The organism is Roseomonas sp. GC11, from assembly GCF_024437745.1.
GTDB lineage: Bacteria > Pseudomonadota > Alphaproteobacteria > Acetobacterales > Acetobacteraceae > Pseudoroseomonas.
Map to the genome: position 1 here is coordinate 21,453 of NZ_JANFNY010000060.1, position 11,613 is coordinate 33,065.

Sequence of the window (11,613 nt, forward strand, 5' to 3'; positions counted from 1 at the left end):
GTCAGTTCTTCCCTGCCTCTGGCAGCAGTTGCTCGATCTGCCGGCTCCGGTTGATGGCGGAGCGCAGCGCCGGCACGCCACGCTCGCCCGGCACCTGCGGGTTGGCCGAGAGTTGCAGCAGCGCCGCGGCGCTGCTCTCGGGGGCGAGCAGCTCGCTCGGCACGCCCGGGCGCTGGCGCGCCAGGGCGGAGGCCGAGGCCAGCCGCGCCGTCGCCTCGGCGCGCGCCGTGGCGTCCAGTGCGGGGTCCCGCAGCAATTCGGCATAGGCGCTGGCGGCTTCCGGCCAGGCCTGGGCCTGGAAGAGCAGCCCGGCGCGCAGCATGCGGTCCGCCAGCTCGCGCAGGCCCGTCAGCTCCTGCGCGGCTTCGAGTGGCATGCCCATGCGCGAGAGGGCGCTGCTGGCCGCGCGCTTCACCGCGTCGCCGGGTGGCAGCTGGCGCAGCAGGGCGAGGGCGCGCTGCGGGTCGCCCTGGTTGGCGGCGGCCTCGGCGCGGGCCACCAGCAGGGCGCCGGCGGGCTGCTGCGCCGTGGTGGGGGCGAAGGCGCGCACCGTCTCCAGCGCGGCATCGGCCAGGCCCTGCTCCAGCATCAGCCGGGCCGCGCCCTGGCGGATATCATCGCCCCGCTCGCCGGGGGTGGCATAGCCCTCATACTGCCAGTAGAGCGCCAGGCGCTCCCCCGGCGGGGGCAGGGAGAGGCCCTTGGCATCGACCAGCAGCAGGCGCAGCGCCTGCGCCGCCAGCCGCGCGCCACGGCTCTCGGTGCTCGGGCGCTGGCCGGTCTGGCTGGCCTGGCTGGCGGTATCGGCCACGGCCAGGGCCTTGGTCAGCTCGCCACGTTCCAGCAGGCGCTGGCCATAGAGCATGGCCGCCTCCTCGCCGAGCGGGTCCTGGCGGTAGGTGCGGCTGAAATCCATCAGCGCCAGTTCGGCGCGCTGGCCCTCGGCGCCGGGGCGGGTCAGGTTGAGCGCGGCCAGCCGGACCTGCGCCTGCAGGGCGGGCAGGGTGCGCCCGGCCGTGGCGGCGCGCTCCAGATGCATCACCTCATCGGCGCGGTTGCCCTCCAGCCGCGCCAGCCGCGCCAGCAGCCAGCTGCGCAGGATCTGCTGGTCCGGCCGCAGGTCGCTCGCGGTGCGGATGGGGGCGACGAGGGTGCGCAGCGTTTCCGCATCCTCCTCCACCGCCTCGGCCATGACGCCGATGAAGGCCATGCGCATGTTCAGTGGCACGTCGCGCAGCGTGGCGCGGATCTGCGGCGCGAGGCGGGAGAGGGTGGTGGGATCCGCCTCCACCGCCGAGGCGAGGCCGCGCCAGAGGGAGAGGTCGGGGCGGGTGCAATCCGGCATCTCGGCCAGCAGGGGCGAGGTGGGCTCGATCTTCTGCCGCGCCAGCAGCCGGGCGACATCGCGCGCGCGCTGCAGGCGCAGCAGCACGGCGGGCGGCGGTGCCTCAACCAGTGGCACGGAGAGCACGTCGAGCGCCTCCCGCGTCAGCTCATGGGCGGCATAGAACTCGGCCAGGGCGGCCATTTCGGCGCTGCCCTGGTCGGAGAGGGCGAGGGCGGCGCGGCGGCGCGCCACCTCCTCGGTGAAGCTCTGCTCGCCCGCCCAGTTGTTGAGGGTGAAGGGCGGGCCCATGCAGGGCGGCTTCTGCGGCGCGCTGGCGGGGGTCGCGAAGCGCGGGTTCGGCACCGGCGCGCCATTGCCATTGCCCGCGCCATTGGCCGCCGGGGCGGGGGTGGGGGCGGGCGCCGGGGCGCCGTTCAGTAGGGCGAGGCGGCTCAGCATGGCCTCGCGCAGCTCGGCGAGGTCGTCGCGCGGGGGCGTGGCGGCGTTGCGCCCGCCGGCGGGGGCGGGGGGCGCGGGCGGCGGAGCCTGGCGCAGCAGGGTGCTGGCCTGCTCCTGGCTCATCAGCCCGAGGCGGACGGCATCGTCCAGCAGCTTGCGCCGGGCCTCGGTGATCTGCGCCGCATTGCCGGCGGGGGCGGCGTTGCGGGCCGCCGGGGCCGGTGGGGGCGCGGGGCTGGCGGCACGGCCGGCCGGCGGCGTGTTCTGCTGGTTCTGATTCGGGTTCTGGGCGGGCGGCGGCGCGCCGGGGGCGCGCTTGAGGTCGATGAAGATCGCCCCGCCGCTGCTGCCGGCCTCGGCCGTGCAATCGCAATTGGTGCGCAGGAGAAGGACGGTGTCCTCCCCCTCCTGGCGCATCTCGGCGCCGTTCAGCTCGGTGAGGCGGCGCAGGCCGGACAGGTCCATCCGGTAGGCGCCGCGCAGCCGCACCTCATAGTCGTTGCCGACGCGGCGCAGCGTATAGGGCGGGATCGCGCCCCCCAGGTTGAGCGCCACCCGCCCGCGATCGGGGTGCTGCCCGCTGCGCACGCGCACCGGCTCCGCCGTGGCGGCGGTGGCCGGCATGGGGGCCGGCGCGGTGGCCGTCGCATCGGTGGCCGCATTGGCGGCGGCAGCCGGGGGGGCCGGCTGCTGCGCTGCGGCGGGGGGCAGGCTGGCCAGGGCCAGCAGAGCCAGCGGCGGCAGCACCAGCCCCGTATGACGCAGGGCGCGGCGCAGGGTGGGGCGCATCCGCGCTTACTCCCCGCCGCCCTCGGAGCCGTCGGTCTTCATCCGCCCGGCCTCCCGCAGCTGTTCTTCCATCTGGTCGAAGCTCGGCTGCAGCTTGGAGGGGACGGATTGCCGCCCGACCTCGACGCAGATCTGCGGCGAGAGGTTTTCCAGATAGCTGGTGATCACCGCGCGGGTGACGTCCAGCATCTTCCGCTCCTCCTCGAGGATCATCTTGAGGCGGCCGGCGATCGGCCCCACCAGGCCGTAGGAGAGGAAGACGCCGAGGAAGGTGCCCACCAGCGCCGAGCCGATCATGCGGCCCAGCACTTCCGGGCTCTCGCTGATCGCGCCCATCGCCTTGATCACGCCGAGCACGGCGGCGACGATGCCGAGCGCCGGGAAGGCGTCCGCCATCGTCTGGATCGACTTGGCCGGCTTGATGTTCTCGTGGTGGCGTTTCTCGATGGTGGTTTCCATCATCTCGCCGACCCGGTGCGGGTCCTTGTTGTTCAGCGTGATGGTGCGCAGCGTGTCGCAGATCAGGTTGCGCAGCGCCGCGTCCTTCGTCAGCCGCCCGTAGCGGTTGAAGATCGGCGAGCTTTCCGGCTTCTCGATATGCTTCTCGAGCTTGGCCGCGCCCTCCTTCTGGTGCGTGCGCAGCAGCAGGTAGAGCAGGCACAGAAGGTCGCTGAAATCCTTGCGGTTCCAGCTGGAGCCTTTGAAGGCCTTGCCAAAGCCCTTCAGCGTCTTGCCGACAAGGGCCGCATCACCGCCGATCAGCAGCGTCATGAAGCCGCTGCCGCCGATGATCATCATTTCCGGCCCGACGGCGTGGAGGATCACGCCCATCTTGCCGCCTGCGATCAGGTAGCCGCCGAAGACGGCGACGAACACTCCAAGGATTCCGGCGATCTGGATCATCGAATGGGACGGCCCCGCATGTTGCGACGGTCGGGCCAGAATCTGGCCGGCGCAACGCTCTTATCATTTCGCATCTTTCCATGCTATGAGCATTTTTCGCATCAGCGCCACAGAAAGGAACGCCCATGCCCCTTCCCACCGGCATCGCCCAGGCCCTGGACAAGGTCACGCAGGGCAGCGCCTCCGCCGCCACCCCGCGCACCGAGGCGCTGGGCCGCTACAAGGTCGATGCGCAGGTCGCGGGCGCGCTGCGCAGCGCCGCCAAGGCCACCGGCCTCGGCTTCGAGGTGCTGGCCGCCAAGGCGGCGATGGAAAGCGGCTTCCGCAGCGATGCCCAGGCCAGCACCTCCTCCGCCCGCGGCCTGTTCCAGTTCATCGACCAGACCTGGCTCGGCGTCGTGCAGGAGCATGGCGCGGCGCATGGGCTGACGCAGGAGGCCGCCGCGATTGTCCGCGATGGCAGCCGCCTGACCGTCTCCGACCCCGCGATGCGCTCCCGCATCCTCGCCCTGCGCGACGATCCGGAGATTTCCGCCAGGCTCGGCGCCGAGCACCTGAAGGACCTCTCCGAGGCGCTGCGCGCCCCGCTTGGCGGCCGCGCGCCCGATGCGACGGAGCTTTATCTCGGCCACTTCCTCGGCCTGCGCGGGGCGACGGAGTTCCTGCGCGCCTCGGTCAACGACCCGGGCCGCGCGGCGAGCGACATCCTGCCCGATGCGGCGCGCGCCAACCCCTCCATCTTCCGCGGGGCCGATGGCGCGCCGCTCTCGGTGCAGCAGGTGATCGACAAGCTGCGCGGGCGGATCAGCCAGGTCTATTCCCAGCTCGGCCTCGCCGCGCCGGCCGGCCCGGTGGACTTCAAGCCAACGGCCCAGGCCCCGAAGGCCGGCACCGCCGTGGCGAGCGAGGAGCCGCGCTGGTGGGGCAGCGGCAGCCCCGCGCGGATTTCGCATCCGCAGGAACAGAGCATGGTCTCCACCCTGGTGGAGGTGTTCAACCGCATGACCCGCGCCGCCGCCGCCCGTGGCCGCGACGAGGACAGTGCCTCCCTCCCCGGCACGGTGCTGAGCGCGCTGCGCGAGCAGTCCAGCGCCACCACCACCAGCGCCGCCACAGCCCCCGCCCTCCCCGCTGCCGCTGACGACATCCTGATTGAGGCGCAGGCGGCGGCGCAGGCTGCGGCCCTGGCGGCGAGCGCGGCCGAGGCGCGGCGCGCCTATACCTCCAGCACTCCGCTCTGACCCTGAACGGCGGCGGCCCGCCTCATCCCTGAGGCGGGCCGCCAGCCGGCAAAAGTTTTTTGGTTCTTTTTTTCAAAAAAGAACGCTTTCCCGGGCGATGGCGCCGCCCCGCTCCGGCGCCGCGCGCCGGTCATTCTCGCGCCGGACGTCGCTGCCATGCCGGTGCCCGGCGACGTAGCAGTGGCGCAGCGCGAGCAGCAGCAGGCGTGGCGGCTTGCCGGCGAGGGGCAGGGGGCGCAGCAGCTCGGCTTCCGGCCAGTCTGGCACATCCTCGATCCCTTCCAGGCCATCGCGCCGCCCGAGGGCCGCGGCGCGGTCGAGCAGGGCGGCGGCGTGGGCCTCCCAATCGGGCGGCGGGGCGCTGGGGGTGGCGGTCAGCATGGCGGCTCTCCGGTGCGGGCGGGTGAGCAATCTTCTGTTTTTCGCATGCGAAGTTCAAGTGCCATCTTCACTGCGAACCGGCCCTGGCGGGCCTTCCCAATGGCGCACGCGGTGGGCGAAGGCATGCAGCGGCAGGTCCAGCAGCGCATCCCCCATCGCATTTCCCATGGCATTCCCCAGGGCGATGCGCAGCGCGGCCGGGCGGCCCTGGTGCAGGGTGCCGACCACCTGGCCCTCCTGCCCGTCCAGCAGCGTCAGCCGGGCGCCGAGGAAGCCGAAGCGCACCACCCGCGCCTCCAGCGGCGGCAGGGCGAGCAGGCGGCGGATGCAGCCCGGCAGGTTCACCGTCACCGCCGGCGCGGCGAGGGGGTGGCCCAGCGTGGCCGGCAGCGCCCCGGCCGGCACATAGGCGAGGCTCAGCGTCATGCGCGGCGGCGGCTGGCACTGGGCGGCGAGCTGCTCCGGCAGGCCGAGATAATCCACCCGCCCGCCCTGCCGCACCGCCGGCAGGCGGCGCAGCATGGCCAGCGGCAGGGCCACCCAGGCCCCGGCTTCCGGCAGGGCGGGGTCGGTCAGCACCGGCAGGGGGGAGGGCGGGGCGGGGTCGCGCATTTGTGAAATTTCGCATGAAATGCGGAGGGTGCGGAACGGCCCTCGGGGGCTTTTTTGCGAAAAATAATGGAATGAAATCGCAGACTGGCAACAACCCTGCTGGTGGAGAAACCCGATGCCCTCCGCGCCCTGGCGCCGCCATGCCCTGCTTCAGACCGCCGGCGTGATCGGCCTCGCCGGGGCCGCCCTGGGGGCTGGCCTGATGGAAGGGCTGACCCCGCCGCTCGACTGGGCCATGGCCGGGGGCCTGGCCCTGGCCGCCGGTGCCGCCGCCTGGATGGCCTGGCGCGGCCGCCCCGGCCGCCTGGGCCTCGGCGATCTGCGGCTGGAGCTGAACCGGCCGATGGACATGGCCCCCACCATGGATGGCGTGCTGCGCTTCGCCACCACCGCGCCCATGAGCTGGTGCGCCCGCCGGGGGGAATGGTGCCTGGGCCTGCTCCGCAGCGGGCCGGAGGACCTGCCCTGGCGCATGGAACTGCGCCGCGCCGACCTGCCGGAGGAATCCGTCCCCCTGGCGCAGGCCGCCACGCTGGATGCGGTGCTGAACCTCTCCCGCCGCCTCTTCGCGCAGCAGGGGCTGGTGCGCTCGGGCGATAGCAGCCTGCGCGAGGCGGCCGAGCTGCTGGAATGCGATATGGAGTTCCCCCTGCCCACGGCGCGCAGCCGCATGACGGCGCTGGCCGAGGGGGGGTATGCGCTGCAGGATCAGGATGGGTTCCACCCGATCTCGGCGCAGCTGGCGGACCGGCTGCTGGCGCAGTGCACGACGGTGCGCGGCTGACACGCGCGGCCAGGGAAGGCGCCGCCTTCCCTGGACCCTTCCGCCGGGGTGGCAGGGCCACCCCCGGTTGTTCTGGGGACCCCGCCTTCAGGCAAGACAAAGACGGCGCCCCCACGGGGCGCCGTTTTCAGTTGGTGGGGCGGAAGGCCTCGCGCCGGCCGGCGATTTCCTGCGTCACCGCCAGCGCGGCGGGCGGTTCCATCTGGGCCAGGATCGGGCCGGCCTGCCGGTCGGGGATCTTCAGCAGGATCACCGCGGCGCGCGGCGCTTCCAGCCGCTCCAGCACCTTCGCCGCCTGCTGCGGGCGCATGTTGACGTAGAGCGAGACCAGCGCGTCGATATCGGACTCCGCGGCGGTGCTCTCCCTGACCACCAGCTTCTCCACCTCGTCCCGCAGGCGGGCGAGTTCGGCGAGCTGGCTGCGCGCCATGGTCTCGGCGGCCTGCAGGCGCGCCTCGCGCACCTCCAGCGCGCGCTCGCGGCGCTCGATCTCGGCCTGGCGGCGCGTCACCTCGGCCAGCAGGCGGCCCTCGCCCGGGCGGTCATCGCCCAGCGGGTTGGTGCGCACGGGCGCGGCCAGGGTGGCGGAGACCTGCGGCGTCACCACCACGCCCTCCCGCAGGGCCAGGGCGGGGGGTGCCGGCGGCGGGCGCAGCGGCTGCTGCGCCAGGGCCTGCGCGCTCTCCCACACCCCGCTGACGCGGCCCGGCAGCAGGGCCGCCAGGGCGAGGGCCATCAGCGGCAAGCCAAGCCGGGGGCCGAACAGGCTGCGCCGCGGTGCGGCGGCGACCAGGGGGGACGGCTGGGTCATGGTGTTCTTCCAGGTCTCAGTCGAGCTTGACGCGAATGGTGCGCTGGTCCGGCGCCTGGGCGGCGGCCCGGCCGGCGAAGAGCAGTTCCGCCGCCAGCACGCTGCCAAGCGGCGGCTCGGTCAGGGTGGCGGGCGGCGGGAAGGCGGGCGGCTCCGGCAGGGGCGCGGGGGCCGGGGCGAAGGCCGCCGGCAGGGCCGGGGCCTCGGCGCTCACCGCGGGAGTGGCCATGGGGGGGGCGGCTGGCGCCAGGGGCGGCAGCGGGCGCGGCCGTTCCTCCGCCACCCGCTCCGCGCGCTCGGGCAGGCGGTTGGGCAGGCTGGCGCGCAGGCGCTCGGCCAGGGGCGAGGGGAGGGGGTCATCCTCCTGTGCCAGCGCGCGGGGGGGCAGGTCGCGGGGCGGTGGCTCGCGATAGGCGCTCTCGCGGTGGGGCATCTCCCGGTGAGACATCTCCCGGTGGGAGAGGTCCCGATGGGAGATTTCGGGGGCCATGCGCAGCCCCGGGTCGCGCCGTGATGGCTCGCGCGGGAAGGTCTCACGCAGCGTCGGCAGGGCCTCGGCCATCGGGTCGTGCGCGGGCTCGGCCAGCAGGGGCAGGGCCGGGGCGGCGGCGCGGCCGGAGGAGAGGCGGTCCGCCAGCCCCAGCGGCTCGACGATCTCGCGCGGCGGGGCGGCGGCGCGGGCCTGCTGCAGCTTGCGGTTCTGGCGCAACGCCTGATCCAGCCGGGTGGCCACCTCCTCCGCCTGGCGGGAGGCGGAGTTCAGATCCTGCGCCAGCTTGCGGCAGGCGCCGATCTTGCTGTCCACCTCGGAGATGCCCTCCTTCACCTTCTGCACGATGCCGCCGGCCGAGGCATCGAGCCGCCGTGCCGCCTCGTCGAGCTGGCCGATCACCGGTCCCGCGCTGTCGAGGGCGGCGCGCAGCCGGCCCATGCGGCGATAGAGCAGGCCGATCCAGACCGCCTGCCCGCCCAGCACGATCAGTGCCGAGGCATCGAGGACCTGGGTGAGTGTCATGGGGGATTCTCCCTCATCCGTCGTGGCCGAGCGGCGAATCGCCGGGCCAGCTTTTCTCGATCACGGTCTCCTCGACCCGCAGCACCACCCGGTCATCCTTGGTGGCGATGGTGGCGCGGCAGACCATCAGGCCCTGGCAGAAGACATCGATCGTGTCCTCCTGCCGCTTGTCCAGCACGAAGACGGAGCCGACCTGCCACGCCGCCACCTCGGAGAAGGGCACGGTGCGGCTCTCGATCACGGCGGTCAGCTCGAGCGAGGCGCGCGGCAGCTCTTCGGCCAGGTGGCTGCGCCAGATGGTGTCGCCGCCGGATTTCTTGCCCAGCACCTCCTGGCTCAGCAGGTCGCGCACCGGCTCGAGCGAGGCGTAGGGGATCAGGAAGTCGATATAGCCGCCGCGCCCTTCCATGGTGATCTCGGCCCGGAAGGTCAGCGCCGAGGCGGTGGGCTTGGTGATCAGCGCGTAGCTCGGCGTGATCTCGAAGCGCTCCAGCCGGAAGCTGGCCGGCGAGACGGCCTCGAAGGCGCGGCTCAGGTCGTTGGTGACGACCGAGACGAATTTCTCGACGAAGGTGCGCTCGATCGGCGTATAGGGCCGCCCCTCGATCGGCTGCAGCGCGTTGCGCCGGCCGCCGAGCAGGATGTCCACGATCGAGCCGATCAGCCGCGAATCGAGGGCGGCGAGGCAGTAGCCATCCCATTCCTCGATGCGGATGATGCCGATCAGCGCCGGCAGGGTGATGGTGTCGAGGAAGGCGCCGACGCGCACGGGGCGGGTGCGGTCGATCACCACATCCGCGTTGTCGGCGGTGAATTTGCGGGACGAGCTGGTCATCAGGCGGGCCAGGCGGTCCACCACGATGTCCAGCATCGGCAGTTTTTCGTAGCGCACCGCGCCGCCGACCAGGGCTTCCAGGCCGCGCTTGGGGGCTTCCGGCTCGGCCGGGCCCTCGGGGCCGCCGAACAGGTCGTCGATATCCCCCTGGCCCATGGCGACGCCGGTGGCGCCCCAATCGGCCATCGGATCCGGTTCACCGCCCGCGCCCTCGGGCGCCGGATCCTCGTTGTTCTCGGTTCCGCTCATGCTCAGGCCACCACGAAGCCGGTGATCAGGACGTCGCGCACCTTGCCCGGGCCGAGCACGAGGTCGAGCCGCCGGTGCAGGTCGCCGCGCAGCCGGTCCATCGCCAGCGCGCCCTCCATCTCCCCCTCGCGCAGCGTGCGCAGGTAGAGGACGAGGCTGTCATAGACGCGCGGGCTCAGCAGGTCGGGCTGGACGGCTGTGGGGTCGCCGGCCACCTCGACCGCGATCTTGAGCCGCAGCTGGCGCGGCCGCCCGCCATTGGGCAGGGACAGCGTCATCTCCGGGAATTCGACGAAGCTGGGCTTGCCCGGCGGCGCGTTGGGGGCGCCGGCGGCGGCCTGCTCCCCTTCCTCGGCCGGTTTGGCCCCGAGCAGGCCCTGGACCATCGTCTGCACGGCGGGGACGAAGAACCAGGCGCCCGCCCCGCCGCCGCCCAGCAGGACGAGCGGCAGCAGCAGGATCAGCAGACGCTTGGACCCGCCCTTCTTCTTGGCTGGCTTTTCCGAGGGGTTGGCGGATTTGTCCGCGGGGGGCGAGGGCATGGGCGGCAGATCTCCCGGCACTGGCGATTTTTCGCGCGACAAGCGGAGTGCCGGCAGATATAAACCGACGCGTTCTCGCATGCCACGCTAAAAACAACCGGGGGTCGAAGTCTCGCAGGCGGGAAGCCGCCAGCGTGGCGCGCGGGAGGGACAGGGTCTGGGTGCCAGGGGCCTGCCCCGGCGTGACCGCGCCGGGGTGCCCGAAGCCGCGACAGGCATAAGCCAGCATGGGGCGATAGAAGGTCGATGCAGCAAGTACGGACCCTAGGACCTGGTTTCGATCTCGGCGGGCTGGGCGGCAGCCTGGCACGCCTCGGTCCTGCGAAACTGATCGGGCTCGCCGTGGTGGGGCTGGCGGCGCTGGTGGCCGTGGTGATGGTCGCGCGCTCGGCCAATACCCCCACCGGCCTGCTCTATGCCGGGCTGGAGCCGGCCGAGGCCGGCCGCATCACCACGCGGCTGGAGGAATTGAAGATTCCGGTCGAGGCGCGGGGCGATGGCACCATCCTGGTGCCCTCCGACCAGGTGGCGCGGCTGCGCATGCAGCTCGCCTCCGAGGGGCTGCCGCGCCAGGGTGGCGCCGGCTACGAGCTGCTCGACCAGACCAGCCCGATGCAGATGACCTCCTTCATGCAGCGCGTGCAGCGCCTGCGCGCGCTGGAGGGGGAGCTGGCCCGCACCATCCTGACCATGCAGGGCGTGCGCGCCGCGCGCGTCCATATCGTGCTGCCGGAGCGTGAGAGTTTTTCGCGCGATGCGCCGCAGCCCACCGCCTCCGTCACCGTCACGACCACGGCCGGCCAGCGGCTCGGCTCCGCCCAGGCCTCGGCCATCCGCCTGCTCGTCGCCGGCGCCGTGCCGCGCCTGCGGCAGGAGGATGTCTCGGTGATGGACGGCAATGGCGTGGTGCTCGCCGCTGATGGCGGCATGGGCGCCGCCGCCGGCCGTCTGGGCGAAATTCGCATGGCGCATGAGCAGGCCATGCAGAAGGCGGTGCTCGACCTGCTGGAGCCGCTCGTCGGCCGCGGCAAGGTGCGCGCCGTCGCCTCCGTCGAGGTCGAGGGCGCGCGCACCGTGGCGCGGGCCGAGACCTATGACCCGCTGGGCCAGGTCGAGCGCGGCCGCCAGGTGCAGACGGAGCAGGAGAACAGCGAGGATGGCCGCGGCCAGGCGCCGGTGACGGTGGGGCAGAACCTGCCCAACCAGCAGGCCAACCAGAATTCCCAGCGCAGCAGCAGCTCCAGCCAGCGCAACAACGAGACGGTCAATTTCGAGATCTCCTCGAAGGTCGAGGAGACGGTGCGCGAGCCGGGCACGGTCAAGCGCGTCAGCGTCGCCGTCGTGGTCGATGGCGTGGCGGATGCGGAGGGCAACACCCAGCCGCGCCCGAAGGAGGAGCTGGACCGGCTGGCCGCGCTGGTGCGCTCGGCCGTCGGCTTCAACCAGCAGCGTGGCGATACCGTCACCGTCGATACCCTGCGCTTCCTGCCGGATGAGGGGCTGGGCACCCTGGCTTCCGCCGACCAGCAGACCACGCTGGGGCTGAATGGCCTCCAGTGGGCCGTGGTGGGCGGGGTGATGGTGGTCGGCGCCGGGGCCGGGCTGATCCTGATGCGCCGCCGCCAGCAGCGCCTGGCCGCCGAGGCCGCCGCCGGGGTGATGGCA

The 11,613-nt window shown here is 73.0% G+C and carries 11 protein-coding genes; 3 read left to right on the forward strand and 8 right to left on the reverse strand.

Features of this window, described 5'->3' with window-relative positions:
- Position 1: 1 nt before the first annotated feature.
- Both NON00_RS17405 and motA read right to left on the reverse strand, forming a co-directional pair.
- Positions 2 to 2,575 carry a hypothetical protein gene (locus tag NON00_RS17405; protein WP_256023592.1) on the reverse strand — a complete coding sequence of 858 codons (2,574 nt, stop codon included), beginning with the start codon at positions 2,573 to 2,575 and terminating at the stop codon, positions 2 to 4.
- Positions 2,576 to 2,581: 6 nt separating this feature from the next.
- On the reverse strand, positions 2,582 to 3,478 hold the full coding sequence (gene motA, locus NON00_RS17410) for a flagellar motor stator protein MotA (protein ID WP_256023594.1): 897 nt from the start codon (positions 3,476 to 3,478) through the stop codon (positions 2,582 to 2,584).
- A gap of 125 nt (positions 3,479 to 3,603) precedes the next feature.
- Here motA and NON00_RS17415 point away from each other — a divergent pair, with 125 nt between their 5' ends.
- Positions 3,604 to 4,719, forward strand: a complete 1,116-nt coding sequence (locus NON00_RS17415) for a hypothetical protein (RefSeq protein ID WP_256023597.1) — start codon at positions 3,604 to 3,606, stop codon at positions 4,717 to 4,719.
- A 72-nt stretch (positions 4,720 to 4,791) separates the two neighbouring features.
- Here NON00_RS17415 and NON00_RS17420 read toward each other — a convergent pair whose 3' ends face one another.
- Positions 4,792 to 5,100 (reverse strand): hypothetical protein, encoded by a 309-nt coding sequence (locus tag NON00_RS17420; protein ID WP_256023599.1) that lies wholly within the window; start codon positions 5,098 to 5,100, stop codon positions 4,792 to 4,794.
- 54 nt (positions 5,101 to 5,154) lie between these two features.
- Positions 5,155 to 5,712 (reverse strand): hypothetical protein, encoded by a 558-nt coding sequence (locus NON00_RS17425; protein WP_256023602.1) that lies wholly within the window; start codon positions 5,710 to 5,712, stop codon positions 5,155 to 5,157.
- A 115-nt stretch (positions 5,713 to 5,827) separates the two neighbouring features.
- On the opposite strand from NON00_RS17425, the gene NON00_RS17430 reads away from it, so the two are divergent.
- Positions 5,828 to 6,496, forward strand: coding sequence for a hypothetical protein (locus NON00_RS17430; protein WP_256023604.1), 669 nt, complete (start codon positions 5,828 to 5,830; stop codon positions 6,494 to 6,496).
- A 127-nt stretch (positions 6,497 to 6,623) separates the two neighbouring features.
- Here the strand turns inward: NON00_RS17430 and NON00_RS17435 are convergent, their stop codons facing one another.
- From NON00_RS17435 to fliL, 4 genes are read right to left on the reverse strand one after another with little or no spacing between them, the layout of a single operon-like run.
- Positions 6,624 to 7,307 (reverse strand): MotE family protein, encoded by a 684-nt coding sequence (locus NON00_RS17435; RefSeq protein ID WP_256023607.1) that lies wholly within the window; start codon positions 7,305 to 7,307, stop codon positions 6,624 to 6,626.
- A gap of 16 nt (positions 7,308 to 7,323) precedes the next feature.
- A complete protein-coding gene (locus NON00_RS17440; RefSeq protein WP_256023609.1) occupies positions 7,324 to 8,322 on the reverse strand; it encodes a hypothetical protein in 999 nt (332 codons plus the stop codon).
- A 13-nt stretch (positions 8,323 to 8,335) separates the two neighbouring features.
- Complete coding sequence (locus tag NON00_RS17445; RefSeq protein ID WP_256023612.1) at positions 8,336 to 9,406, reverse strand: FliM/FliN family flagellar motor switch protein; 1,071 nt, start codon at positions 9,404 to 9,406, stop codon at positions 8,336 to 8,338.
- A 2-nt stretch (positions 9,407 to 9,408) separates the two neighbouring features.
- Positions 9,409 to 9,948 (reverse strand): flagellar basal body-associated protein FliL, encoded by a 540-nt coding sequence (gene fliL / locus NON00_RS17450; RefSeq protein WP_256023614.1) that lies wholly within the window; start codon positions 9,946 to 9,948, stop codon positions 9,409 to 9,411.
- A gap of 246 nt (positions 9,949 to 10,194) precedes the next feature.
- Between fliL and fliF the strand changes: the two genes are divergently transcribed.
- The coding region (gene fliF / locus NON00_RS17455) for a flagellar basal-body MS-ring/collar protein FliF (protein WP_256023617.1) at positions 10,195 to 11,613 on the forward strand (1,419 nt) is incomplete at its 3' end.

Bases quoted from the DNA above. Each gene is read 5' to 3' on its own strand.
- NON00_RS17440 (WP_256023609.1), bottom strand. From the start codon at position 8,322: ATGACACTCACCCAGGTCCTCGATGCCTCGGCACTGATCGTGCTGGGC.
- fliL (WP_256023614.1), bottom strand. From the start codon at position 9,948: ATGCCCTCGCCCCCCGCGGACAAATCCGCCAACCCCTCGGAAAAGCCA.
- NON00_RS17435 (WP_256023607.1), bottom strand. From the start codon at position 7,307: ATGACCCAGCCGTCCCCCCTGGTCGCCGCCGCACCGCGGCGCAGCCTG.
- motA (WP_256023594.1), bottom strand. From the start codon at position 3,478: ATGATCCAGATCGCCGGAATCCTTGGAGTGTTCGTCGCCGTCTTCGGC.
- NON00_RS17445 (WP_256023612.1), bottom strand. From the start codon at position 9,406: ATGAGCGGAACCGAGAACAACGAGGATCCGGCGCCCGAGGGCGCGGGC.
- NON00_RS17420 (WP_256023599.1), bottom strand. From the start codon at position 5,100: ATGCTGACCGCCACCCCCAGCGCCCCGCCGCCCGATTGGGAGGCCCAC.
- NON00_RS17415 (WP_256023597.1), top strand. From the start codon at position 3,604: ATGCCCCTTCCCACCGGCATCGCCCAGGCCCTGGACAAGGTCACGCAG.
- NON00_RS17405 (WP_256023592.1), bottom strand. From the start codon at position 2,575: ATGCGCCCCACCCTGCGCCGCGCCCTGCGTCATACGGGGCTGGTGCTG.
- NON00_RS17430 (WP_256023604.1), top strand. From the start codon at position 5,828: ATGCCCTCCGCGCCCTGGCGCCGCCATGCCCTGCTTCAGACCGCCGGC.
- NON00_RS17425 (WP_256023602.1), bottom strand. From the start codon at position 5,712: ATGCGCGACCCCGCCCCGCCCTCCCCCCTGCCGGTGCTGACCGACCCC.